Origin of the sequence: Bacillus cereus group sp. Bce019, from assembly GCF_051781745.1 — a bacterium.
Classification (GTDB): domain Bacteria; phylum Bacillota; class Bacilli; order Bacillales; family Bacillaceae_G; genus Bacillus_A; species Bacillus_A cereus.
The window spans coordinates 1-21,652 of the sequence record NZ_JBPWJX010000026.1 but is presented as its reverse complement, the minus strand read 5'-3'; the positions used below and the strand labels follow the sequence as shown (position 1 = coordinate 21,652).

The following is a 21,652-nucleotide window of genomic DNA, read 5'->3' as shown; positions in this document are numbered from 1 at the left end:
AAATAGAAAGAAACGGGGGATTGCGGTGAGAAGAGGTCAAATGATAATAGGGGCTTTGGCGTGTTTAATTGCGAGTATGTCATGGGGAGCGATGTTTCCAGTTGCTGATCATGCGCTAGAATACATAGATCCATTTTATTTTTCGCTTATTCGCTATGGAGCAGTGGCGATAATGCTGATTGTATTGTTGTTAGTGAAAGAAGGAAAACAGGCATTTTGTTTAGAGGGAAGAGGAAAGTTACTCGTCTTTTTTGGAACGATGGCATTTACAGTATATAATGTCCTCATATTTTTAGGGCAAATGTTAATGGGTAAGTCGGGTGTAATGGTAGCTTCCATTATGGAAGCACTTATGCCGATGATTTCTATTTGTATTTTATGGGGATATAAGCATATAAAACCGAAGAAGTATATGATAACGAGTATGGTTATTGCTTTTGTAGGAGCTGTGTTTGTTATTACAAAAGGTGACATGAGTTTCTTTGTAACATTGAAAGATAATATGTTCCCATTAGCATTTATATTTATTGGTGTTGTAGGGTGGGTTATTTATACGATGGGTGGTCAAACTTGTAGTGATTGGTCAACATTACGTTATTCTACGTTGACGTGTGTATTCGGTACGACTGTTACAGCGATTATAACGGTAATTATTACGTCGCTTGGATATATTTCAGTTCCAAGTATGGGAACGATTTCTATTGTGAAATATGATTTGTTATTCATGATGACATTGCCAGGTATTGTAGCGCTACTTGCTTGGAACTATGGTGTGAAAATTTTATCATCCATTAATGGGATTTTATTTATTAATTTTGTACCAATTACGACTTTAGCTATTATGATGATTCAAGGGTATCAAATCACAATGTTTGATATTATAGGGACTGTACTTGTTATTGCAGCGCTTATTCGTAATAACGTTTGCCAGAGAAAAGAAGAAAATATAAATAAGAGAGTTTTACAAGAAGAACAATTACGTCAAGCTGTTTAATAGGCAAATGGAGGATTTCACATGTTAGAAAGTTTATTGTTTTTCTTCGCCGTCGGAGTTGCCTGTGAGCTTGCAGCAATTAATCGAAATGGTCGTAAAAAGATAAAACAACAAGCTGAGCTAATACAGCTTTTAAAAGAATTGAAAGAAAGAAAAAATTAAAAAGACGACCGGGCATAGACGGTCGTCTTTTTCTATATAAAGGGGAAAGGGGACACAAAGTTATACAAGCATAGCGGCGTAAATAAAAGCAGTAAGAAGAAGAGAGCCGCTAGCTAATCCTAAAAAGTCTAATTTGTTAAAAGTGATGTTATTCATAATGAGTTCTCCTTACTTGTTTAATGTAGAAGCAACAGATTTTGCGTCGAAAAGAGCTGATAATATCATGCCTATTGTATGTAAGAAATTGTTCATTTTCATATTGTTCATCATATCAATCGACTCCTTTTCGAATAGTTGTTGCCCTGTTTCTGACTTAATTGTATGAAATATAGTGAGAAGTAACTATCGAATTAGCTTACAAGAAAATTACACTTTTGTAAGAATTGAAATTTAACAATTCATACTTAATTTTATTACCAACTCCTAAAACTTAGTGTTATAATCGTTATAAGAATATGATTATATTTCGGATGTTTAGAAAGGAACGAAACCAATGTATAAACCAATTACATTTTTGTTGAAATATATATTTAAAACAGCTGGGAAAGTAGAAGTGCAAGGAAGAGAAAAGTTACCGGAAGGTGGTCCGTATGTTGTTGCGTGTACACATACAAGTTTTATGGATGTATTAATGTTAGCTACAGGGATGTACCCAACTCAAATTCATTACATGGCAAAAAAAGAATTATTTGAAGGGAAATTCAAAAATTGGTTCTTTAAAAATGTAAATGCATTCCCTGTAGATCGTGCGAATCCGGGACCAAGTACACTTAAAATTCCCTCACGTTTATTAAAAGAAGGAAAGGTAGTAGGAATTTTTCCGAGTGGAACGAGATCAGCAGAAGATGTTTCATTAAAAGCGGGTGCTGTGACAATTGCGATGCGTTCTAATGTACCTTTAGTGCCGGCAGCTTATGTTGGTCCATCAAGTGTAAAAGAATTAATAAGGGGGAAAAAGGCACAATTAATTTTTGGAGATCCGATTCAAATTGAGGCTGGAGAACAAATAGATCGAAAAACCGCTATGAAAATGATGACGGATCAATTAAATGAGAAGTTTGAGGAGTTAAAAGAAGCTTTGCAATCAAATCAAAAATAAGAAAAGACGACCGGGCATAGACGGTCGTCTTTTCTATTACTATTTATAATAAAGGGGAAAGGGGGACACAAAGTTATACAAGCGTAGCGGCGTAAATAAAAGCAGTAAGAAGAATCGAGCCACTAGCTAGTCCTAAAAAATCTAATTTGTTAAAAGTGATGTTATTCATAATACATTCTCCTTACTTGTTTAATGTAGAAGCAACAGCTTTTGCGTCGATAAGAGCGGAAAATACCATGCCCATTGTATGTAAGAAATTGTTCGTTTTCATTTTGTTTATCATATTAATCCGCTCCTTTTCGAATAGTTGTTACCTTGTTTCTGACTTAATTGTATGAAATGTTGCGGAAAGTCACTATCGAATTAGCTTACAGAAAAATTACACTTTTGTAAGAGAAACGAATGAAGGTGTAATGATAAGAAGATTTGACATATGTTCATGGGATTCATTAAGTTAAAGATAGAGGTGAGTGTATGGCTAATATTAAAGATATCGCAAAGATGGCGGGAGTTTCAGTTACGACTGTTTCGAGAGTGTTGAATGATCACCCATATGTAAGTGAAGAAAAAAGAAAAGCGGTTATAGAGATAGTTGAGAAATTGAATTACTCGCAAAACGCAAATGCTGTTCATTTATCAAAAGGAAAAACGAATATTGTTGGTGTGATTTTACCGTATATTAATCATCCGTGTTTTGATGCGATGGTGAGCGGAATGATGGAGACTGCGTTAGCGCATAATTACAGGGTGCTACTTTGCCAAACGAATTATAATAAAAAAGAAGAAATGAAAAGTTTACATATGTTAAAAACAAAACAATTGGATGGTCTTATTATTTGTTCACGTGCAAATGATTGGGAAACGATAGAACCGTATGCTTCTTACGGCGCAATAATTGCTTGTGAAGACAATGATATTTCAAACATCTCAAGTGTATATACGAATCATTCAGCGGCCTTTCAATTAGGAATGGATTATTTGATTGAGAAAGGTTATAAAAAAATTGGTTATTGTACGGGAAGAAAATTAGGGCCGAGTAGTCAAAAGCGTTTTGATGTTTATAAACATCAATTGCAATCTATAGACGAAGAGGTTAATGAAGAATGGATTTTTACAGAATGTTTTACACTAGAAGATGGTGTAAAAGTGGCTCATAAGTTAAAAGAGATGCAGGATCTTCCTGAAGCATTAATAGTAGCAGGTGATGAAGTTGCGATTGGGGTTATGACAGAGGTTGAAAAATTAGGGATTCAAGTTCCTGAGGATTTAGCGATTATTGGCTTTGATAATCAACCTATCTCGCAAGTGTTACAATTGACAACTATTGATCAAAATTTAAAGGAGATAGGGAAAACTGCTTTTGAAATGTTGCATAGAAAAGTGAATGACGAGAGTTCTGAACAAGAAAAGCTGGAAATTCCATACGAACTTGTGGAACGCTCTACAGTTTAATCGTAATCCGTTATGTGTATAATCGCATAACGGATTATTTTTTTGAAATATCTTTGACAGGAAACGCGTTTCATACTTTATAAAGGAGTTAAACCGGTCTGTAATAATCCATGGATTCTTTTCAAGTGTTAATGCAGTGAATAGAATTTGGAGGAATATGCATGAATGAACTTTTATCGAGTATGAAAAAGTATGTAGATGATGATGAAAAGATTCTGGCTTTTGTGGTAGGGATATTTGAGAAGGATAATTTTATATTATCGTATCAACATGGGGTTTTTGTTGCCACTACTAGACGTCTCCTTTTTTACGGGAAATTTCCGTACTATTCTTCAACATTTAAAGAGTATTCATATTTGTATATAGATAGCATAGATTTTCATCCGTATTTTGAATTTACTTGTAGTCATGAAACCATTCGCGCTAAGTATATTCAGAAAGGGAATGTGGAGCGATTTGTCCGTGCAGTTAGAGCAAATATGAATAATTAATCAACCCTCTGTTTAAACATAATATTTCAATTTTTAAGAGGGAAAATGCGGAATAAAAACCACTTCTAAACCTCTAGGAGATAGTGATACAATGTCAAATGGGGGGAGGGTATGAACTATGGTTAATCAACGTATAAAGGAAATAACACTAATTACAATTGGTTCATTATTATTCGCAATTGGTATTAATTACTTTGCAATTCCAAACCGTTTATCGGAAGGTGGAATTATTGGTTTAACGGTTGTTACGTACTACTTATTTGATTGGTCACCAGGAATTGTGAACTTTGCTATAAATGCAATTTTACTAGCTGTTGGTTATAAATTTTTTGATAAGAAAACAATGATTTATACAATTTTAGGGATTGTAGAAACATCTTTGTTTTTATACGTTACAGAACATATTGAGTATCATGTAAATAGTGATACATTATTAGCAGCTTTATTTGCTGGTTTATTTGTGGGAATTGGATTAGGTTGTATGTTCAAAGCCGGAGGTACATCGGGAGGATCAGCAATCTTAGCTCAGTTAGCAAATCAATATTTAGGTTGGAGTGTAGGTAAAGGCGTACTAATTATTGATATTGTTGTAATTGCTGGTTCTGTATTTATAATAGGGCAAGAAAAGGCGATGTATACACTTGTGGCTGTGTTCATTGGAGCGAAGGTGATTGATTTCATTGTAGAAGGAATGGACACAAAAACGGCTGTTACAATTATTTCGAATCAACCAGATTTAATTCGTGAAGCTATTACGAAAAATATGACACGCGGTGTTACTGTATTAGAAGGGCGCGGCGGATATACTGGTAAAAATAAAGAAGTTTTATATGTTGTTATTAATAAACAAGAGCTTGTTAAGTTAAAACAAGTTATTAGCCGGGTAGATGAAGATGCTTTCGTTGTTATACATGATGTACGTGATGTACTTGGCGGTGGCTTTAAAGCAAGCTAAAAGGTGAACGAGTAAATTCGTTCACCTTTTTTAATTCTTACAAAAATGTAAGTGTAATGTAATGAGATTCAATAGTAGATTTTATTCCCCCTTTTTAAAATGGATGTATATATATCCTGCAGAGGAGGAATGTTTATTATGAAGAAAAAAATGATCACTACTATAATAGCGATGATAGTGATAGTAGTAATGTTACTGCCTACGAAACTTGGACCAGTTATCGATAAATATAATCCATTTTATAAGACGAAAGAATACTATACGGTTGTGAATACAATTGGTCAGCATATTGGTGATGAGTGGTATGAATATGAATTTATTGCATTCGATGAACGTGGTAGAGAGCAGAAAATAAAGAAAACGGTTAAGCATATGTTAAAGAGAGATGAAGCATTAAAGGTTTTTGCAAAAGGACGTTACGGTGAATCGATTGAAGAGATTGAGGTTGCAAATATTCCTATAAATGCGAAGAGCAAACTTTTAACGATGAGATAGTGAAATATACCCCCGGCTATTTTTTGTCGAAAATAAAAATACTGGGTAAGGGTATTTTTGAGATTAACAAAAAAGCCTTAGTCCATATAGACTAAGGCTTTTTTATTATATAAAGGGGAAGGGGGTACATTGTAGTAGCATGGGTGAAAGGTATAAGAAGAGTAGCTACTAGCAATGTAATTTGGTTATGTGAGTGTTCTTCTTATTTGGCTTACTTGCTAACTTTATTGTACGAAATATAAGTAAGGGGAACTATCGAATTACATTACACATAACTTACAAACATGTAAGCCTTCTGTAATGTAATTCGATAGTTAAAAGATAGTAATTTTCATATAGTGTAACTAGAAAGTCTCAATGTATTACTTTCTGTTTGTAATGAAGAATGAAAAACCAACTAATTTTTAATAATCCTCATCTGAATAAAGATGGGGATCCTTTTTTAAACCTTACAACATTGTAAGGTTTACGTAAGTTAATTCGATAGTAAATTTGTCATATTTTTTGCATAATAGATACAGATAGAAAAATAATTAGGGATCTAGTAAGAAGGGAGAAGAATGGGATGCGTAAAGAAGAAGTAGTGAAGTTACCAATTAAAGATTTCTGTAGCTACTTTACTGTTGCCGTAGTGTGTATTGGATTATTTGATATCATAACAAACTTAATTGTTAAATAATATAGATGCTAAAACAAGAAAGGAAGTCCTTTCTTGTTTTTTTTATGGGGGCATAAAGATGAAATGGATTGATAGTCATATACATGTTGATCAATATAAGGATGAAGAGAAGAGCAGATTACTAAAAGAGGTGGAAAATAGTAAGGAAATAAAGGGGCTTATTGCGGTATCTATGAATTATCAATCTTGTAAGGAAACGTTATCTTTAGCGAAGAAGTATCCCTTTATATATCCAGCGATAGGGTTTCATCCAGAGCAACAGATTCATAAAGAAGAGTGTGAACAGATTTATCAACTTATTGAACAGAACGCAGAGGAAATTGTTGCGATTGGTGAAGTAGGTTTGCCCTATTATTTGAGAAAAGAAGATGAAAGAATTGCTGCAGATCCATACATAGCTGTATTGAAAAAATTTATAGAACTAGCTAGTAAGTATAATTTGCCGATTGTATTACACGCAGTTTATGAAGATGCTGACATTGTATGTGATTTGCTAGAGAAATATAAAGTTTCACGTGCACACTTCCATTGGTTTAAAGGAAGCGATGAAACAATGAAACGGATGATGAGAAATGGTTATTATATTTCGATTACACCGGATGTTTTACATAAGGAGAAGATTAGAAAAATCGTTTCGTATTATCCGCTTGAATATATGATGGTAGAAACAGATGGTCCGTGGGAATTTCAAGAAGATGTTATAACGCACCCAAGAATGATTCGAGAGGTATTAAAGGAAATTAGTTCTATAAAAAACATATCCATTGATAAGGTCGCAGAAACAATATATGAAAATACAAGTCGATTTTATTTGAAAGGATAGGAGAATTATAGTTTTAATCATGTAACGGAAAAAGTAAAAGTTGAATTTATTTAATAAAATGCCACGGTTTGATATAGGACAAAAAACCACCAAGCGTTCCGCTCGGTGGTTTTGTATTAGGATTCTAATTTTTTCGCACGTTTTAATAATAAAAGAAAGACAATGATAACGAACCCTAGCATAAGGAAGAAGCCATATTGCTTTATATAATCAATTATGTCATTCGCACTGGTTGGTTTTTCAACGTGAATGCCGTCTTTATTCGTCGTAATGTGAATATCTTTCATTTTTACTTCATTCTTTTCCTTTTGTAAATCAATCCATTCTATATTTGGAATACTTTCTAGATCCTTTAACACTTCTTTTAATGGTTTCGCACCTAAGTAAGGATGATAGAATGCACCAATAACTCCATCGGATAATTTAGAAACAGATAGAGCACGCTCTTTCATTTTAGCAGTAGTTTGTGGCGTATCTTCTTCAATAAATCCGACTGTTTCAGGCAATAGTTTCATTCCATGTAAAAATGATGGAGTACTTGTATAATATGGTGAGTGCATGGATTTCCAAGTTGTATCATTTAACTGTAGTTGTCCTACATAAGTTGAAAAGTACCTTGATAATATTTCATATCCTTTTTGAGACATCGTGTAATGAGGTGCTTCAAAGGCAACAGGATATAGTTTAGCATCTACAAGTTCTTGAATTCCTTTTTCGATATGATCTTTCGTATATTTTTCCTCGAATTCTTCCCCTTTTTTTACATATTGGTTATATGCCTCTATATTTGGAAAGTCATCTTTTGTCTTCGGTTTTTCATGCTTCGGTTGGCGAATTGGTTGATCTGTTTTTACATCCCAAAATTCAAAGCCTTCACCTGTTTCACTGTCATAAAATTGGTGAGTATAACCATGCATAATAATTGCTGCACCATCATCTTGCATAGAGCGTAAAAGATCAACTAGTTCTGGTTTATCTTTTAAATGTATTATCTTTCCTGTATCTGGATCTTTATATACCGGAATAACAGTAATCATGTAAGGCATCTTTTTCTCTTTTAGTAATTCAGCAATTTCTTTCAATTGATTTATATCTGCTGCGGGGTGAACATCCTCAAGGCGTAAATAAGCTTCAACTTTATTTTTCGTTGGTTTTTGGCTGAAATAAGAAAATAACATTTCACCGACGTAATGAGACATCCAGTCAAAGAGGTTAGGTGTTGCAACATAATAAGATGTTTCATGCTGAACGATTAGTGGGTTAGTGTTATTTGAGCTTAAGGCGTTAGCAAGCACAGTTCCATTCGTATCAAATGATTGAATTAATCGTTCCTCCTCTAAGGTATTTTTTAGCTTCTTGTCTGGATATTCAATTTTATTAACTCGTATATCATCACTATTCAAAGTAATGAAAGAAAAACGCTTAGATAATTGTTCAACATTTTGTCCTAATACTAATACAGGGCCGGAGAAGTTTTCTAGAAATTGTTTCGTTTCATCAGAAAACGCTTCTTTTGTTTCACCGATATAAACAATATGTGTATAGGAGGATACGTTATTAATTGAAGTTGCTTCTTTTAAGTTTTTTACGTTTATATCATTTGTAAAATGTCCTAATTGAGTATTAAGGATTTGGACATTATTTGAAAATTTATCGTCTTGTGTACTATACAAAACAAGTACTCTTGGTTTTGATGATGTTTGTGCAGAGGTGTAGGTAGGGATGAGTAGTAAAATGCTGAACAAGAGTGTTAGGCATTTTTTCATTTTGTATGCTCCTATTCTATATATAGAGTTCAGTTTACAATTATATACAATAAATGCGTTATAGTCTATGAAAGTTACATTTTTGTACGTATTTACCAGCTGTTTTTTCACAAAATCGGTCTAAAGCATGATGATAATATGTATAGTTATTTGCTATGATAAAAGAGTAGTAGAATGTAGGTAATTGTAAAGGGAAGGCTGAAAGGGGACAAATTTCAGCGGAGAAAGAGGTAGAGGTAGTGAAGAAATTCTTTGTAGGATTTTTAGTTGTTCTTGGAGTATATTTATATTTCCAAGGAAAGTCTGAAGGAATGGATAAGCTAGTGAATGGAACAAGCTATGTTGATTCAGAAGAAGCAAAACAGATGAAACAAATCATTATAGAGGAAGCGAAGAAAGTAAATCTTCCAGAATGGATACCTCTTGCAATTGCCGAGCATGAAAGTCGATTAAATCCAAGAAGTGTTGGAGATAATGGAACTTCATTCGGATTGTTTCAACTACACCGCGGCGGCGGGCTTGCACCAGAGCATTTAACTGATGATGAGCTGAAAGATCCACGTACAAATGCGCAAATTGCAATGCCGCATTTAATGAAAGGATATAAGCGTGGGGTGCAAAAAGGTTTGACTGATTTTGCATTACTGAAATATATAGCGAATACATCTGGATGGCCAGGGAATTTAGGGCCAGAGTGGACGGATAATAACATGAAGTATAACATCGGATTAGAAGATGTGTACTATCGAAATAAAGGTGTAATAAAAGAGTAGGTTTTGATACCTACTCTATTTTTTTTGATAATCGTGTCATTTTGTGAAATACTCCGCTAGTTGTATTTTTACGTCTTCTAGTTTTGTAGAAACTTGCGGTATTTTATATCCTACATACAGCGGTGAAACGACAAACCTAGGAACAACTTTACAAATAATTTTTCCATTTAAGTAATAGAAGAATAAGTTATAACTACTGCATCCTTTATGAAAATCTATCAGTATGTAACGTACAGTTTGCTGAATGTAATTTGCCATTTCATCTATATATGAAATATTATCAATGATTATATTGAATTCAGTGAAGCCAATAATGGGACGCTCTGAAATATTAAGCTCAATGCGTTCATTTTTTTGAACAATTACTCCTTGGAAATTTTCCTCTTTAATATTTTCAAGATAATCTACATATTTCATTCCGATAATTTGCATGTGTGCATGATGCAAACTTCCACCTGAAAATGGACCGTGATTTTTATATAAAATCACAGATGCGAACTCTTCGTTCTTCTGTACGTGTAACCAATGTTGAATAGAAAATTGCATTAATTTTCTCATATGTTCTTCTGTATATGTTGCGATATGATCTTCGCAATTATCGGTTTCGATTAACACTGTTTGAAATGTATCTTGTAATGTAGGAAATTTATTTTTTAACCAAATAATAGAACCATCAGTTGCTAAAATATCCGTTAATTGTTCTTTATCGCAAAATGGACATGCAGCGCTTCTATTCCGAATACTTTCTGGTTTTTGTTTACCGATATCGTTTAAAAAATATAGTTGTTGTGTATCCATTTGTATATATGCCCCTTTAAAATATGTGTAAAAATCCCGCTTAATACATTCGGGAAAAGGAGAAGGAAATCCTCTAAAGGAATAGGGGAAAAATAAAAGACAAGATATCCTCATTACGATAGGGTACCTTGTCTTTTATTTTTTCTCTAATAGTGTGTATGGATAATATAGAACATTTTCATTATTTTTCTTTTTTCTCTTTTTTATTGTGTATAAGGTAATTGCTGTGCTTGCAATTATAATAATGGCTTTCTTCATATTCATATACCCCTTTTTATTGTTGGTTTAATTCTTGGCTAACTGCTTTTGCATCGACTAAAGCGTGTAAAATCATTTTCACCATGTTCATCATATTTCTTCACTCCTTTTTATAGTTCATTTAGTTCTTTTACAACTGCTTGTCCGTTCACTAATACCTCAAAGATTGCTTTTACGATTTCTTTCATCATGTTTGTTTCCTCCTTTTGTTTGTCTCGCTTGTTTACATCTTTATTGTATAGGGAGGCATCTTTTCGTACTATCGCTTTCCATTACGTGAACATAACAGTTTTGTAAGATTTGATGTCACTTATTGAAATGTTTAGTCTATCTTCATTATTTTCAGAAAAATGACTATTCAAACATGAAATTGGAAAGTATAATAAAGAAGTAAGTATTAAATTCCGTACGAAAGGGGTGAATGAGATGAAACGTTCTTTAGCTGCACGTGCCAAATTTTTAGATTTTATCTATTTTTGTCGTGCGATTTTTCATGATGTAGTTGTTAACGGGATACGTATGCCCTTTTTTAACAATTGCATAGTGACTATTGAACGATAGAAATCTCTTCACCCATTTTTAATAAACGTGTGAAAAGGGAGCTATTTGGCTTCCTTTTTCTATGCCGAAAAACCATGGGGAATGTTTCTTTCTCATGGTTTTTTATATTGAAAGGAGTACGGAAAATGACTATTTGTAGTGTAAATAATGTAACGAAATCTTTTGGTGGAAACACCATATTTGAAAATATATCGCTTGAAATAAAGAATGGTGAACGTGTTGGATTAGTTGGTCGTAACGGTAGTGGGAAGACAACAATCTTTGGGCTTCTAACTGGAATGGAGAGTTTGGATGCAGGAGCCATTCATATGAAGAAAGGTACACGTATTGGTCATGTCGCACAAATTCCGAAGTTTGATGAGGTTATGACTGTATATGATGTATTGAGTTCTGCTTTTAAAGTAGAAAAGGAATTAGAAAAAGAAATGCATGCTTTAGAAAAAAATATGGCGGTGGAACAGGAACAATCTGCTTTGGAAAAGCTAATGGAGAGGTACGGAGTCATTCAAGAAAAATTTGCATTTCTCGGTGGTTATGAAATCGAGGCAAATATAATGAAGGTAGCAAATGGCTTACAAGTGACAGACTTATTTTCAAGAGTATTTACGGAATTAAGTGGAGGAGAACAGACGAAAGTAAGCCTTGCATATATGCTATTGCAGAAACCAGATTTACTTCTATTAGATGAACCAACAAATCATTTAGATTTATTTGCAGTTGAATGGTTAGAGCAATTTTTAAAAGAATACACTGGAACAGTTATAGTTATTTCACATGATCGCTATTTCCTTGATGAAGTTGTAACGAAAATTTTTGATTTGGAAGATGGAGAGATTCACGTGTACCATACGAATTATTCTCAGTTCGTTGAGGAGAAGGAAGAAAGATTACTTCAAGAGTTTCAAGCTTATCAGGAGCAGCAAAAGAAAATAAAGAAAATGAAAGAAGCAATTAAGCGTCTACGTGAATGGGCAAATCAAGCGAACCCTCCGAATGAAGGATTGCATAAAAGAGCGAGAAATATGGAACGTGCGTTAGAACGTATAGAGAAATTAAAGAGGCCAATTTTAGAACGAAAACAGATGGGTCTTCAGTTTGAAGGGCAAGAGAGAAGCGGGAAAGATGTTGTTGTAATGAAAGAAGTGAGTAAAGGTTTTGCTGGACGACCTTTATTTGAACAAGCGAATTTACATGTTCGTTTTCAAGAGCGTGCGGCTATCGTTGGTCGTAATGGTACAGGAAAGACTACATTATTAAAACTACTATTAGAAGAAATAAATCCAGACGTTGGTGAAATTCGAATTGGTAGTAGTGTCAAAATTGGTTATTTATCACAGCATACGTATGGAAATGTGAAGAGTAATGTATTGGAAGCGTTTAGAGAGTATGTAGCTGTAACAGAAGGAGAAGCAAGACATATATTGGCTAAGTTTTTATTTTATGGTCCAGCAGTATTTAAGAAAGTAACGCAACTGAGCGGTGGAGAAAAAATGAGGTTAAGACTTGCGCAACTTATGTATCAAGACATCAATTTTCTAATTCTAGATGAGCCGACAAACCATCTTGATATTGAATCAAGGGAAGTTTTAGAGGAAGCCCTTGAGCAATATAATGGAACAATCCTAGCTGTTTCACATGATCGTTATTTTTTAAATAAGTTATTTGAAAAGACGTACTGGATTGATGAATGTAAATTATTTGAGTTTGCAGGAAACTATGCATGGGCTCGTCAAAAATGGGAAGAAAAGCTTGGGAAGCAAGTAATAAAGCAAAAACGCCAAGGGAGAAAGAGTGTTGAAATGGTTCCAGTAAAAGAGAAAAAAGCTAGGAATCTTGAAGAGATTGAAAATGAGTTAATGCATGTAGAAGAAGATATATATGCAATAGAATGTGAAATGGAACATGTAGCTGATGTTGAAAGACTTAAAAAATTATATGAGGAAAAAACGATGAAAGAGTTGTTACGAGCGAAGTTATATAGTGAGTTAGAGAATATTGTGGAGTAAAGAGTAGAAAGCCACTTCCTTTCAGTTTTGTTGGAGGAAGTGGCTTTTTTCATAATGATATTTTGCTTTAAAGATTAAATGAAGCGGTGTGTTTCACGTGAAACAGTAACTTAGATAAATCCGTGTTCCTCAATTTGCATAGTTTGTGAAACATATGAAAATGATAAGGTGAAAAAGAAATGTCATTAGTGGCTTTTCGATAGGAGTAATTACAAAAACAAAGGCTAATTATTTCCCGAGAGATAAAGTGAGGGCTTTTACGGGCAGCCCGAACCCGACCTAACTTTTTTTGCTTTCGCTGAATTTTGAGGTGGGGTTCTTACTGCCCGGCAAATAGCGGGATAAATATGTATAAAAGAGACTAGTGAATGAAAACGAAAAGAGAGCAAAGTTACAGCTTTACCCGCTGAACTCTGCTCTCTTTTTGCGTGGCATCTTCTCTCGTTGAAATTATAATAGCGATTCCGAGCATGATAAAAAAAGCTAAAAAGAGGACGAACTTTGGGAAGAACGGGAATAGTAATAGCGCTCCGACTATCATAATTGTTAATAATACGTAGTGCAGGACGTATTGGAATAGGTTGTCCATATTTTCGCCCCCTTTTTGGTAATTGGTTATTAGTATTCTATGTTTCATGTTGAAGGAATAGAAGTAGATTTTTAAGTTTTTTAATACGAATTATAGCTGAGTTTTCTTAAAGTATAAATGTAGAGTGATAATTTTGGAAAAATTCTAAAAATATTTATTTAGAAAGAATTGACAAAACATAATGAACGATATAAGCTAATAACCATAAAGTCTACCGGAAAGGTCGGAATAAGATTGTTACCCCTCAAAAACATCTATTTTTTTACAATTAAAACCGACTTTTCCGATTGGCTATAAATGTTGCTGTGGGAGGCATACATAAGGTAATTCGTTCAGAGGGTATAATCATAAAAAGTTAGGGTGGGGACAATGAAGAAAAAGACAAAAAAATGGGCTGGTGTATTTTCGGTATTAATGAGTAGTTCGCTTGTGTTGTCTGCTTGTGGGGGACAGGAGGACGCGGCTTCTACAGAGCCGGTTAAACAGCAGGATTTAAAAAATGTGAAAATTGAAAAGATCGCTGCGACAGATAAAACGAAAGTGCCAGACAAAGCGAAGAATAGAAAAGATACGTTAGTAGTTGGTATTAGTAAGCCAGGCGGCGTATTTTTGCCATACTTCCAACAAAATGGTTGGGATGGAAACGTAACTTCAGTTATTTTTGCATCTCTCGTATCAACCGATAAACAAGGGAAACCAATTCCAGAATTAGCTGAGAAGTGGGACGTTTCTTCTGATCAGTTAACATATACATTCCATTTACGTAAAGATTTGAAATTTAGTGATGGATCGCCATTAACGGCGGATGATGTAGCTTTCACATTGACGCTTTTACATGATAAGGCATATGAAGGTGAAGTAGATATCTCTCAATATGCGGTTAAAGGTGGTAAAGAATATAAGGAAGGAAAAGCAACTTCAATTGAAGGTATTCAAGTTGTTGATCCACAAACAATTAAAATTACAACTGAAAAAGTGAATTCACAAGCTATATTTGTTTTAGGAGGTACAGTACTATCAAAAGCTTATTATGGAAAAGATTATAAGCAAAATACAAGCTTAGATTACTTAAAAGATTTATATGGAAAGCCATTAGCTGCGGGTCCATATAAATTTGAAAAGTATATTCCAGGTCAAGAAGTTCGTTTTGTAGCAAACGAAAATTATTATGCGGGTAAACCAAAAATTCAAAACTTCATTTATAAAATTACTTCTGGTGATACGAAGCTTCAGTTATTCCAAACAGGAGAAGTTGACCATACTGGCTTAGGTACTGGTGATGAGGTTCTTGAACAGGCTAAGGCTTTAGAATTCGCCAATATCCAAATCGAAACAGCACCGTCATTTAGTTATATTTATATGAATAATAATAAGCCTTACTTAAAGGATAAAAAGGTTCGCCAAGCACTTATTTACGGATTAGACCGCAAAAAATATGTTGATACAGCGTTAAAAGGATACGGTACAGTAGCCAATGTACCAATTCATCCAACTTCTTGGGCTTATACGGAAGAAGGAGTTAATAAATACGAATACGATAAAGAAAAAGCGAAAAAATTATTAGATGAAGCAGGGTGGAAAGTTGGTTCGGATGGAATTCGTGAAAAAGATGGTCAAAAATTAAAACTTTCTTATTTCGGTCCAAGTTCGGCTAAAGATAGTGATTTATTAATTCCGATTGCGAAAGAGAATTATAAAGAAATAGGTGTAGAGTTTAATCCTGAATTTATGGACTTTAATACGATGCTTTCTAAGGTAAACAAAGGGGATTATGATTTAGCTTCTGTTTCGACACCGATTACAAGTGATCCGAGTGAAACAGCTGGTGAATATTTGTCTACTGCAAATGAAACTAGTCTTGGTTATAAGAATGCAAAAGTAGATGAGCTAATTCAAAAAGGTATTGAAACTGTAGATATCGAAAAGCGTAAACCTATTTATAAAGAATTGTATAAAGAATTAAGTGATGATCCACCAGTAATTCTATTAAACTACCGTAGAACAATTACTGGTTATAACGGGAATATAAAAGGAATTGATCCTGAAAAGTACAACAGTATTAGTGCAAACTTACCAGTATTATCATTTGAAAAATAACGATAAGAATGTATAAGTAGAAGACATTTTTTCATTCGGTTAGTAATGTGCCGCTTTGAAAAAATGTTCTTCTATTTTAAGCATAAGATTGGAGAGAAAAAGGGTGAAAACATATATTGTTCGTAGGTTGTTACAAATGATTCCTACACTGCTTGGTACATCAATTATTATCTTCGTCCTGTTCGCACTTCTTCCTGGGGATTATATTGATTCAAACCCGAAAATTACACCGGAAAGAGCAGCTGAACTGAGGGAGTTATATGGGTTGAACAAACCAATTGTTGAGCGTTATTTTCATTGGTTAGGTAATGCATTGCAAGGGGACTTTGGCTTCTCGCTTCAATATCAAGAGCCTGTAACGTCATTATTAAATAAATTTATTTGGAATTCTTTTAGTGTAGCAATTATTGCATTGTTTTTTATTTGGCTAATTGCACTTATTATCGGTGTATTCTCGGCGACGAAGCAACATTCTTTATTCGATAAACTTGTAACAATCGGTGTTTTTGCAGCAATGTCATTCCCTTCATTCTTTATCGGTTTGTTTTTAATTAAGGTGTTTGCGGTTGACTTTAAGTTATTACCGATAGGTGGAATGATTGATGTTGGCAGTAATTCAACAGGATTTGCTTACGTGATAGAAGTTGCAAAACATATGATTTTACCAGTATTTATTTTGACACTTCTTGGGGTCGGCTCGCTAACTCGTTATTTTAGAACAAGTATGTTAGAGGTTGTAAGACAAGATTACATACGAACAGCAAGAGCGAAAGGTTTGAAGGAGAAGACGGTTATTTATAAGCATGCATTAAAAAATGCAATTTTACCGGCAATTACGTTATTAGCATTTGAATTACCTGGATTGTTTTCTGGGGCAATTATTATTGAACAAATTTTTAACTGGCCAGGGATTGGTAATATTCAATTAGAAGCATTAAATTTCCGTGACTATACAGTATTGATGGCATTTACGATGTTTCTTTCTTGTTTAACAATCGTTTCAAACTTTTTAGCAGATATCGTATATGCAGTTGTTGATCCAAGAATTCGGTTGAAGTAAGGGGGGGAAGAAATGGAGCCTGTTACAGTAATTACAGAAAAAAAAGAAAAAAAGAGAAGAAATGAATCATCACCATGGCGACAAGCTTTTAAAAAGATAAAGAAAAATAAGATGGCACTTGTAGGGTTTTATGCATTAATTTTTATGTTTTTATTTTGTTTTATCGGTCCGTTCTTTTCTCCATATGCATCAGGAAAAATACAAGTTGCGCTCATTAACAAACCACCTAGTTATTCTCATTGGCTTGGTACAGATCAATTAGGAAGAGATATTTTAACAAGGCTTATGCAAGCGGGACGTATTTCATTAACCATTGGTTTAGCTTCAATGGTTTTATCGGTTATACTTGGAGCTTTATTAGGAGCGATTGCAGGTTTTTATCGTGGTATTGTGGACAATATTATTATGCGACTTGCAGATATTTTAATGTCGATGCCAGGATTACCGTTACTTATTATAATGGGTGCGATTTTATCAGAGTGGAAAGTACCGTCTGATTATCGTTTGTATGTCATTATGATTATTTTAAGTTTAGTAGGTTGGCCAGGGCTTGCACGCCTTGTAAGAGGGCAAATTTTATCACTTAGGGAGCAAGCATTTATGCAAGCTGCGGATGTGTTAGGAATAAAAGATTACCGGAAAATTATATATCACTTAATACCTAATGTTTTACCCATTTTAATTGTCGTATCTACATTAGGTGTTGCAGGTTCTATTTTGGGAGAATCCGCACTAAGTTACTTAGGTCTCGGAGTCGTTCCACCTACACCATCATGGGGGAACATGATTAGCGCAGCTAACTCATTAATCGATTTCCAAAAGCGTCCATGGTTATGGATTCCGCCTGGTTTTGCAATCTTTATAACGGTTGTATCAATTAATTTACTTGGTGATGCACTTCGTGATGCATTAGATCCAAAGATGAGACGGTAGGTGAGGAGATATGAGTAAAGCGGTAGTAGAGCTGAAAGATTTACAAACATACTTTCAGACAGAAGAAGGGACAGTAAAAGCTGTGAATCATGTTAGTTTTTCTGTTCGAGAAGGTGAAACTGTTTGTGTTGTAGGTGAATCTGGTTGCGGAAAAAGTGTAACGGCGTTATCTATTATGGGACTTATTGCTGAATCAGGCAGTGTAGTAGGTGGAGATATTTTATATGAAGGAAAAAGTCTTTTAGGAATGAAAGAGAAAGAGCTTCGTAGTTTACGAGGGAATGATATTGCGATGATTTTCCAAGAACCGATGACATCGCTAAACCCCGTCTTCACTGTAGGAGAGCAAATTGTAGAAACGTTAAGGGAGCATGAATTACTTAGTAAAAATGAAGCATATAAGAAGGCAATTGAGTTAATTCGTAAAGTTGGCATAGCCCGCGCTGATGAAATCGTCCATTCTTATCCGCATGAACTGAGCGGTGGGATGTTACAACGTATTATGATTGCTGTTGCACTTAGTTGTAATCCTAAGTTATTAATTGCGGATGAACCAACAACAGCTCTTGATGTTACCATTCAGGCTCAAATATTGGATCTACTAAGACAAGTGAAAGAAGAATTTAAAACGTCGATTTTATTAATTACACATGACTTAGGTGTCGTAGCGGAAATGGCTGATTATGTTGTCGTTATGTATGGCGGGAAAGTTATTGAAGAAGCCCCAGTACTAGAGATATTCCAAAATCCAAAACATCCTTATACGAAAGGATTATTGAAATCAAAACCAGTAATGGGAAAACGAATAGATAAACTATATTCTATTCCAGGGCAAGTTCCGAATTTAGTTGGTTTAGGTGAGTTTTGCTACTTTAGTGGGCGTTGTGAGCATTGTATGGAAATATGTGAAAAAGAAGCCCCAAATCTAAATGTAAATGATGAAAATCATAAAGTAGCTTGCTGGCTATATGAGGAGCGTGCGGAACAATGAGTGAACCATTATTAGAGGTGAAAAATCTAAAGACATATTTTCCAATTAAGGGTGGCGTATTTAGTAGAACAATTGGGCATGTAAAAGCGGTTGATGGAGTAAGTTTTACTATTAATAAAGGTGAAGTGTTTGGTCTCGTTGGCGAATCAGGGAGCGGAAAAACAACAATAGGAAAAACAATTTTACGCCTCGTTCAAAAAACGGAGGGAGAAGTGAAGTTTAAAGGGAAAGATGTTCATTCTTTATCCAAGGATGAATTAAGAAAACATCGCCCTAATATGCAGCTCGTTTTCCAAGATCCATTTAGCTCATTAAATCCGAGAATGAGAATTGGAGAAGCGCTTGGAGAGCCAATGTTGGCCCACGGATTAGCGACGAAAGAAAATGTTCGTGAAAAGGTAATTGAAGTATTGGAGTTATGTGGGTTAGCTCCTTATCATATTGACCGGTATCCCCATGAGTTTTCTGGTGGACAACGTCAGCGTATCGTAATCGCAAGAGCTATGGTATTAAATCCGGAATTTATTGTAGCTGATGAACCTGTGGCGGCACTAGATGTATCTATCCAAGCACAAATTATTAATTTATTTAGTGAGTTACAAGAGAAAAAGGGATTATCTTATTTATTCATTTCGCATGATTTAAGTGTAGTAGAACATTTATGTACGAAAATCGGAATTATGTATTTAGGTACGATTGTGGAGACAGCACCGCGTGATGAGTTATTTACCAATCCGCTACATCCTTATACGAAAGCATTGTTATCAGCTGTTCCAATACCAGATCCAACAGTAAAGCGAGAGCGAATTATACTAGAAGGGGATATTCCAAGTCCAGCAAATCCACCTTCGGGCTGTCGTTTTCATACACGTTGCCCATTTGCAACGGATGTTTGTAAAAAAATAGTACCAGAATTCCGTAATGTTGGTGCAGAGCATTTTGTTGCTTGTCATCACGTATAAAAAAGGACTCTTTCAAATTGAAAGAGTCCTTTTTTTATTTACTAGATGAAGTTTGTTTCAATACAAATTGCTCGATTGCGTGAGCAACACCATGTTCATTGTTTGTTAGTGTTACAACATCACATAGCTTTTTTACATCTTCTTCAGCGTTGCCCATTGCAACAGATAAGCCTGCTACTTCTAACATCGGTACATCATTAAAATTATCACCAATAGCAACTGTATCTTCAATAGGGATATTAAAATGAGCTGCCATCTGCTGTATCCCGTTTCCTTTATGTCCATTCTTATCCATAATTTCTAAGTTAGTAGGAGCCGATGCTGTAACCATAATATCAGCATCTTCTTGTAATATACTTAATAGTTGTGCGCGATGCGCTGCATTAAATGTTAAAATGAAGAATTTAGATATTTCTAGTTCTTGGTTATTTACAACATCTTCTATTTTTTTGAAATCAGTAATTAGGTTCGATTTCTTTTGTTTTTCTGTAATTCGTTCAAGTTCCTCTAATGTAACATCAAGCGCATGCTTATTTTCTTCGAATGCTTGCATCACTTGATCTTGCCATGTATATGGAGAATAAACTCCTTTATTCGTATATAGCTTATATGGGAAACCTTCAGATTCTAGTAATTTTGCAAGTTTGTACACTTTGTCGTTTTGTATACAACGCGAGTTAATTACTTTTCCATCCACATAAACAATAGCCCCATTGCTTGCTCCGACTGGAAGAGATAATTTATATTCTTCCAATAGCTTTAAAGCATCCTCTTTCGCACGACCAGAACAGATCATTACAATATGACCAGCTTCTTGTGCAGTTTGGATTGCTTGTAGGTTTTCTTTGGAGATTTCAAGATTAGATGATAGTAGTGTACCATCCATATCTAATGCGATTAATTTCAAAATGACCACCTCTTTGTTTTTATTATACATAGTTATATAGAGGAAACATATAAACTTATCTTGGAAAGACGGTATTTTATCTCATATTAAAAGTAAGTAAAGATTAGATAGGTTTAGTGTCACTAAATAAACGATTTGTAACAAAAATAGAGAGGAATATGACTACATTTCACTTTATGACTGTAATGTTACACGAATGTTACAAACGTGAACTTAGTGAAAAACGCATTAAATAAAGGCTTTTGAGGATTATTATAAAAAAACGTAAAAAAGTGTAATAAATTTTACGTAATTATATTGCAACGTAATAATAGTTATGTTACATTAATGTTACAAACGTTACGTTATCAAATTTAATGTAACGTTAACATAAAAACTATGAAATAAACATTTCTTAGAAATTACATATAGATAACTTATAAAAAGGGAGGATAAATGATATGAAAGAGCAAGTATTACAAGTAACAAAAGGTGATTTCGTAGGATCAGCAAGTGGAGCGGTAGTATTAACAGCATTAATCGTATTTTTATCAAGCGTATTAGTATAATAGAAGCTTTGTAACAAAAGAAAAAGAAGGGAGAATGAAAGATATGAAAGAGCAAGTATTACAAGTAACAAAAGGTGATTTTGTAGGATCAGCAAGTGGAGCAGTAGTATTAACAGCGTTAATCGTATTTTTATCAAGCGTATTAGTATAATAGAAGCTTTGTAACAAAAGAAAAGGAAGGGAGAATGAAAGATATGAAAGAGCAAGTATTACAAGTAACAAAAGGTGATTTTGTAGGATCAGCAAGTGGAGC

General features: G+C 34.2%; 26 protein-coding genes. 19 read left to right on the top strand and 7 right to left on the bottom strand.

Annotated features, from left to right (window positions below):
* Positions 1-25 precede the first annotated feature (25 nt).
* The gene (locus ACS2QP_RS24415) at positions 26-994 is read left to right on the top strand and encodes a DMT family transporter (RefSeq protein WP_438882950.1); all 969 of its coding nucleotides are present in this window, start codon (positions 26-28) and stop codon (positions 992-994) included.
* A gap of 21 nt (positions 995-1,015) precedes the next feature.
* Positions 1,016-1,156: a YrzO family protein gene (locus ACS2QP_RS24410; protein WP_000894065.1), complete on the top strand. Its 141-nt coding sequence runs from the start codon at positions 1,016-1,018 to the stop codon at positions 1,154-1,156.
* Between the two features lie 60 nt (positions 1,157-1,216).
* Here ACS2QP_RS24410 and ACS2QP_RS24405 read toward each other — a convergent pair whose 3' ends face one another.
* Positions 1,217-1,312 carry a DUF3948 family protein gene (locus ACS2QP_RS24405; protein ID WP_064774791.1) on the bottom strand — a complete coding sequence of 32 codons (96 nt, stop codon included), beginning with the start codon at positions 1,310-1,312 and terminating at the stop codon, positions 1,217-1,219.
* A 337-nt stretch (positions 1,313-1,649) separates the two neighbouring features.
* On the opposite strand from ACS2QP_RS24405, the gene ACS2QP_RS24400 reads away from it, so the two are divergent.
* Complete coding sequence (locus tag ACS2QP_RS24400) at positions 1,650-2,255, top strand: lysophospholipid acyltransferase family protein (protein ID WP_000277783.1); 606 nt, start codon at positions 1,650-1,652, stop codon at positions 2,253-2,255.
* 73 nt (positions 2,256-2,328) lie between these two features.
* Here the strand turns inward: ACS2QP_RS24400 and ACS2QP_RS24395 are convergent, their stop codons facing one another.
* On the bottom strand, positions 2,329-2,424 hold the full coding sequence (locus ACS2QP_RS24395; protein ID WP_001059999.1) for a DUF3948 family protein: 96 nt from the start codon (positions 2,422-2,424) through the stop codon (positions 2,329-2,331).
* Between the two features lie 305 nt (positions 2,425-2,729).
* On the opposite strand from ACS2QP_RS24395, the gene ACS2QP_RS24390 reads away from it, so the two are divergent.
* The 5 genes from ACS2QP_RS24390 (at position 2,730) to ACS2QP_RS24370 (ending at position 7,150) form a co-directional block, all read left to right on the top strand.
* Positions 2,730-3,707 (top strand): LacI family DNA-binding transcriptional regulator, encoded by a 978-nt coding sequence (locus ACS2QP_RS24390; protein ID WP_428192488.1) that lies wholly within the window; start codon positions 2,730-2,732, stop codon positions 3,705-3,707.
* Between the two features lie 161 nt (positions 3,708-3,868).
* Positions 3,869-4,198, top strand: coding sequence for a PH domain-containing protein (locus ACS2QP_RS24385; RefSeq protein ID WP_001004246.1), 330 nt, complete (start codon positions 3,869-3,871; stop codon positions 4,196-4,198).
* Positions 4,199-4,316: 118 nt separating this feature from the next.
* Positions 4,317-5,153 (top strand): YitT family protein, encoded by an 837-nt coding sequence (locus ACS2QP_RS24380; RefSeq protein WP_000248045.1) that lies wholly within the window; start codon positions 4,317-4,319, stop codon positions 5,151-5,153.
* A 138-nt stretch (positions 5,154-5,291) separates the two neighbouring features.
* Positions 5,292-5,648, top strand: a complete 357-nt coding sequence (locus ACS2QP_RS24375) for a YxeA family protein (protein ID WP_000728422.1) — start codon at positions 5,292-5,294, stop codon at positions 5,646-5,648.
* Between the two features lie 737 nt (positions 5,649-6,385).
* Positions 6,386-7,150, top strand: coding sequence for a TatD family hydrolase (locus ACS2QP_RS24370; RefSeq protein WP_000871102.1), 765 nt, complete (start codon positions 6,386-6,388; stop codon positions 7,148-7,150).
* A gap of 116 nt (positions 7,151-7,266) precedes the next feature.
* Here the strand turns inward: ACS2QP_RS24370 and ACS2QP_RS24365 are convergent, their stop codons facing one another.
* The gene (locus tag ACS2QP_RS24365) at positions 7,267-8,916 is read right to left on the bottom strand and encodes a polysaccharide deacetylase family protein (RefSeq protein ID WP_332285367.1); all 1,650 of its coding nucleotides are present in this window, start codon (positions 8,914-8,916) and stop codon (positions 7,267-7,269) included.
* 239 nt (positions 8,917-9,155) lie between these two features.
* Between ACS2QP_RS24365 and ACS2QP_RS24360 the strand changes: the two genes are divergently transcribed.
* Positions 9,156-9,689, top strand: a complete 534-nt coding sequence (locus tag ACS2QP_RS24360; protein WP_000713249.1) for a transglycosylase SLT domain-containing protein — start codon at positions 9,156-9,158, stop codon at positions 9,687-9,689.
* 36 nt (positions 9,690-9,725) lie between these two features.
* Here the strand turns inward: ACS2QP_RS24360 and ACS2QP_RS24355 are convergent, their stop codons facing one another.
* Together ACS2QP_RS24355 and ACS2QP_RS24350 are read right to left on the bottom strand one after the other, a co-directional pair.
* Positions 9,726-10,487 (bottom strand): DUF4931 domain-containing protein, encoded by a 762-nt coding sequence (locus tag ACS2QP_RS24355; protein ID WP_000381028.1) that lies wholly within the window; start codon positions 10,485-10,487, stop codon positions 9,726-9,728.
* A 135-nt stretch (positions 10,488-10,622) separates the two neighbouring features.
* The gene (locus tag ACS2QP_RS24350; protein ID WP_002023099.1) at positions 10,623-10,751 is read right to left on the bottom strand and encodes a hypothetical protein; all 129 of its coding nucleotides are present in this window, start codon (positions 10,749-10,751) and stop codon (positions 10,623-10,625) included.
* A 420-nt stretch (positions 10,752-11,171) separates the two neighbouring features.
* Here ACS2QP_RS24350 and ACS2QP_RS24345 point away from each other — a divergent pair, with 420 nt between their 5' ends.
* Both ACS2QP_RS24345 and abc-f read left to right on the top strand, forming a co-directional pair.
* A complete protein-coding gene (locus ACS2QP_RS24345) occupies positions 11,172-11,306 on the top strand; it encodes an RAxF-45 family protein (protein WP_000830643.1) in 135 nt (44 codons plus the stop codon).
* A 74-nt stretch (positions 11,307-11,380) separates the two neighbouring features.
* Entirely contained in the window at positions 11,381-13,312 is a 1,932-nt protein-coding gene (abc-f, locus tag ACS2QP_RS24340) for a ribosomal protection-like ABC-F family protein (protein ID WP_438882949.1), read from the top strand.
* Between the two features lie 391 nt (positions 13,313-13,703).
* On the opposite strand, the gene ACS2QP_RS24335 is transcribed toward abc-f, so the two are convergent.
* Positions 13,704-13,901 carry a hypothetical protein gene (locus ACS2QP_RS24335; RefSeq protein WP_000369254.1) on the bottom strand — a complete coding sequence of 66 codons (198 nt, stop codon included), beginning with the start codon at positions 13,899-13,901 and terminating at the stop codon, positions 13,704-13,706.
* Between the two features lie 369 nt (positions 13,902-14,270).
* Here ACS2QP_RS24335 and ACS2QP_RS24330 point away from each other — a divergent pair, with 369 nt between their 5' ends.
* From ACS2QP_RS24330 to ACS2QP_RS24310, 5 genes are all read left to right on the top strand, one after another.
* Positions 14,271-15,998 (top strand): ABC transporter substrate-binding protein, encoded by a 1,728-nt coding sequence (locus ACS2QP_RS24330; protein WP_000730692.1) that lies wholly within the window; start codon positions 14,271-14,273, stop codon positions 15,996-15,998.
* Positions 15,999-16,101: 103 nt separating this feature from the next.
* Positions 16,102-17,058, top strand: a complete 957-nt coding sequence (locus ACS2QP_RS24325) for an ABC transporter permease (RefSeq protein ID WP_000860748.1) — start codon at positions 16,102-16,104, stop codon at positions 17,056-17,058.
* A 12-nt stretch (positions 17,059-17,070) separates the two neighbouring features.
* The gene (opp4C, locus tag ACS2QP_RS24320) at positions 17,071-17,991 is read left to right on the top strand and encodes an oligopeptide ABC transporter permease (RefSeq protein WP_326235289.1); all 921 of its coding nucleotides are present in this window, start codon (positions 17,071-17,073) and stop codon (positions 17,989-17,991) included.
* A 10-nt stretch (positions 17,992-18,001) separates the two neighbouring features.
* Positions 18,002-18,982 (top strand): ABC transporter ATP-binding protein, encoded by a 981-nt coding sequence (locus ACS2QP_RS24315; protein ID WP_000030800.1) that lies wholly within the window; start codon positions 18,002-18,004, stop codon positions 18,980-18,982.
* Positions 18,979-19,944 carry an ABC transporter ATP-binding protein gene (locus ACS2QP_RS24310; RefSeq protein WP_001294518.1) on the top strand — a complete coding sequence of 322 codons (966 nt, stop codon included), beginning with the start codon at positions 18,979-18,981 and terminating at the stop codon, positions 19,942-19,944. Before ACS2QP_RS24315 ends, ACS2QP_RS24310 begins: the two co-directional genes overlap by 4 nt.
* Positions 19,945-19,978: 34 nt before the next feature.
* On the opposite strand, the gene ACS2QP_RS24305 is transcribed toward ACS2QP_RS24310, so the two are convergent.
* Complete coding sequence (locus ACS2QP_RS24305; protein WP_000766421.1) at positions 19,979-20,851, bottom strand: Cof-type HAD-IIB family hydrolase; 873 nt, start codon at positions 20,849-20,851, stop codon at positions 19,979-19,981.
* Positions 20,852-21,291: 440 nt separating this feature from the next.
* Between ACS2QP_RS24305 and ACS2QP_RS24300 the strand changes: the two genes are divergently transcribed.
* The 3 genes from ACS2QP_RS24300 to ACS2QP_RS24290 form a co-directional block, all read left to right on the top strand.
* Positions 21,292-21,399, top strand: a complete 108-nt coding sequence (locus ACS2QP_RS24300) for a DUF3948 family protein (protein WP_000664237.1) — start codon at positions 21,292-21,294, stop codon at positions 21,397-21,399.
* A 34-nt stretch (positions 21,400-21,433) separates the two neighbouring features.
* Entirely contained in the window at positions 21,434-21,550 is a 117-nt protein-coding gene (locus ACS2QP_RS24295; protein WP_000654250.1) for a DUF3948 family protein, read from the top strand.
* 34 nt (positions 21,551-21,584) lie between these two features.
* Positions 21,585-21,652: DUF3948 family protein (locus ACS2QP_RS24290; RefSeq protein WP_002181819.1), on the top strand; the 68-nt coding region annotated here is incomplete at its 3' end.